This window comes from Photobacterium lucens (assembly GCF_009873615.1).
Classification (GTDB): domain Bacteria; phylum Pseudomonadota; class Gammaproteobacteria; order Enterobacterales; family Vibrionaceae; genus Photobacterium; species Photobacterium lucens.
In genome coordinates this window covers 1-2724 of record NZ_SSMG01000307.1, presented here as the reverse complement: position 1 = coordinate 2724, position 2724 = coordinate 1, and the positions used below count along the sequence as shown (strand labels likewise).

The window sequence follows — 2724 nt, the reverse complement described above, 5'->3', positions numbered from 1 at the left end:
TTTCAAGACCTACACCGCTTACGCGATTAGCTGCAGGCTCGTGGGGTCGGTGATGTGTATATTAGACAGGATAATAGTTTTTTATCGAATTGTTAAGGATACGTAGAAATGGACAGTAAACTTTCTAAACCCACAATAGCCCTTCACTGGATCACTGGTGTACTTTTTATTGGCGTAATTATCTTAGGGTTATACGTAGAAGGTCTGCCTAGATCACCTGAAAAGTTTGAGCTTCTTGGTATCCACAAATCCTTAGGTGTGATGATTCTTGCTGTTGCACTTATCCGTATTATTTGGCGATTCAAAGAAGGACCTATCACAGGTGCGCCTGAACAAAATCGCGCCCTTCAAATTTTAGCGAAAAGCGTACAACATCTATTATTGCTTGCCACCCTACTGATGCCGATTTCTGGCATCATGATGAATACTGGCGGAGGTAGAGCTTTAGAGGTTTTCGGCCTAGAAATACTTGCTGCTGGTGAGAAAATTGAGTGGCTAGGCTCGCTAGGACATACCATTCACGTGATTGCAGCCAAAATCATTATTGCACTGATTGTTCTTCACGTTATTGGCGCTCTAAAGCATCAACTAGTTAACAGAGATCATGCAATAGAACGTATGTTTGGACGCTAACAGTATTATCAGTCACTAATAATGAGTCAGCCACACTCGGCTGACTCCTCTCATTCATATCACGATCTGTTTATTATCAAGAGCCATTAGCGTAGTTTCGCTATTTCACTGCTACAACTTTTTGTACATATACGCTCTCATTTCCATCTATCGCCAGATCCTCTACACGATATGTTACTAAGCATTTGGTAAATTACGTAACCTGTGAATATTGATCGCACATGTGACCGTTACTTAGCATACTCACTGTAAATTGATAACACAGCCTTAGTATACTTTTGAAGTATCAAATTATCTTAAGTACACAAGCTATATGGATAGAAATCGCTTGGAAAGATTCAGAGGTGCAGGATGCCAGATTTAGATATGAGAACCGTCAGTTTTCTCGCATCATTTTTTTCGCTCATCTTTGGGATTGGTTTGCTGTTCTTTCATTTAGAACAAAAGCACTTCAAAGGTGTAAAACTTATCGCGATTTCTCAACTCTGTATATCTATCGCCACAAGTTTAATTTTCCTACGTGGGCAGATCCCAATGTGGGTATCTGTGCTCCTGTCCAATATGATTTTGTGTGGCGGTCTCACTCTATGTCTTTATGGATTTAGCCAATATCGCGAAGCTTGCTCTCGACTGTGCAAAATTTCACTTTTTGGCCTAGTACCACTGTTTATTGCATTGCTTTATTTTTACTTTATCCAAGACTCACTCAATGCCAGAGCTTTTAGTGCGAGTTTACATTTCGGTATCACTCAACTTTTCGCTTGTATCGTTATTTTTAAAGGTAAAGCACTCGATAATCCAATTCCCAAATACACACTAGGACTGGCTTTTGGCGTAGTTTCTCTCACCATGTTTATTCGTGCCACACTCGTGCTTAATACTGATGAGATCAGCCAATATATGCAGGCTGGCTGGGTTCATCAAATTCCTTATCTCACATTGATGTTTCTCATCATGGCAATGTCATTTAACCTAGTATGGCTGGTCAATGGACGTTTAACCCACTCAGTGGAAGCACTTTCTATAAGAGATAACCTCACCTCGTTATACAACCGTCGAGGTATGGATAAGCTGACACCACAGATAACCACCTGTAATGCAAAGCAACCTCTGCCATTAATCGCTATGATGTGTGATATAGACCACTTTAAAACCATTAACGATAAATTCGGCCATCTTGTTGGCGATCAAGTAATTGTGAATGTGTCAGAGCAGATCCAAGCATGTGTCAGAGTCAATGACATCGCTATCCGATATGGCGGCGAAGAATTTTTGATTTTATTACCCAATACTCCCCTTACCAATGCACATATTGTTGCTGAACGCATTCGTGATGCGGTACACAACATACCTGTACCTCATGAAGGAATGTCGCCTATCTCAATCAGTATTGGTGTTTCTCAACAATATAAAGGTGGTGATTTAGATAGCTTAATTAGAGAAGCAGACAAAGCGTTATATCAAGCTAAACAAGGTGGTAGAAATTGCGTGATGATAGCGCCTTGTGAGTGTGAGGAAATAAGATTAAAACACGCCTAGTAAACGATTTGAAACTCCTGTGCAGCACAACTTTGGCAATAATTATCAGAGTGCATCTACCCTATGAAATAGTTCCTTTAAACATCAAAGAGAAAAGAAATGTATTATATAGTTATCGTTTAAACCAACGAAATATCCCTCGTAGCACGATGATAAGCACAACCATATTAAGCGAGAAACCAATACTAACGAGTAAAATAGTCAACGGATTACACACATAGACACTGGCATAACTGCTGCAAATCGCACCCACTTCTATGGTAAAAAATGACCACGGCAATGCTAGCCAAAGAAAGATAGCATGGTTTTCATAAAGGAAATGATTAAGCTCGTCGTTGATAAATAATGACAAGAACCAGATCATGCCGTAAACAAGAGGGATTAGCAGTCCAATACAAAATATTCGTTTTTTATTCATCATTCTTCCCTCCTTTTACCTTAATAATAGTCAGTTTAGTCTCATCGCTACCATTATAGTATTTTGAAGTAGCAGGCTTGTTCTGAGCGCTTCCATTGAGATTAAGTTACATCAGGTATAGTTATTAGCATTAT

At 39.5% G+C, this 2724-nt stretch carries 3 protein-coding genes; 2 read left to right on the top strand and 1 reads right to left on the bottom strand.

Going from position 1 to position 2724, the window contains the following annotated elements; genetic code table 11:
- Positions 1-108 precede the first annotated feature (108 nt).
- Positions 109-633 carry a cytochrome b gene (locus tag E5A76_RS13195; protein ID WP_161119216.1) on the top strand — a complete coding sequence of 175 codons (525 nt, stop codon included), beginning with the start codon at positions 109-111 and terminating at the stop codon, positions 631-633.
- A 351-nt stretch (positions 634-984) separates the two neighbouring features.
- Positions 985-2172: a GGDEF domain-containing protein gene (locus E5A76_RS13190; protein WP_161119215.1), complete on the top strand. Its 1188-nt coding sequence runs from the start codon at positions 985-987 to the stop codon at positions 2170-2172.
- Between the two features lie 112 nt (positions 2173-2284).
- On the opposite strand, the gene E5A76_RS13185 is transcribed toward E5A76_RS13190, so the two are convergent.
- Positions 2285-2593, bottom strand: coding sequence for a hypothetical protein (locus E5A76_RS13185; protein ID WP_237459310.1), 309 nt, complete (start codon positions 2591-2593; stop codon positions 2285-2287).
- Between the last annotated feature and the right edge of the window lie 131 nt (positions 2594-2724).

Excerpts from the sequence above, each read along its gene's own strand:
- E5A76_RS13190 (WP_161119215.1), top strand. The coding sequence starts at position 985 with ATGCCAGATTTAGATATGAGAACCGTCAGTTTTCTCGCATCATTTTTT.
- E5A76_RS13185 (WP_237459310.1), bottom strand. The coding sequence starts at position 2,593 with ATGATGAATAAAAAACGAATATTTTGTATTGGACTGCTAATCCCTCTT.
- E5A76_RS13195 (WP_161119216.1), top strand. The coding sequence starts at position 109 with ATGGACAGTAAACTTTCTAAACCCACAATAGCCCTTCACTGGATCACT.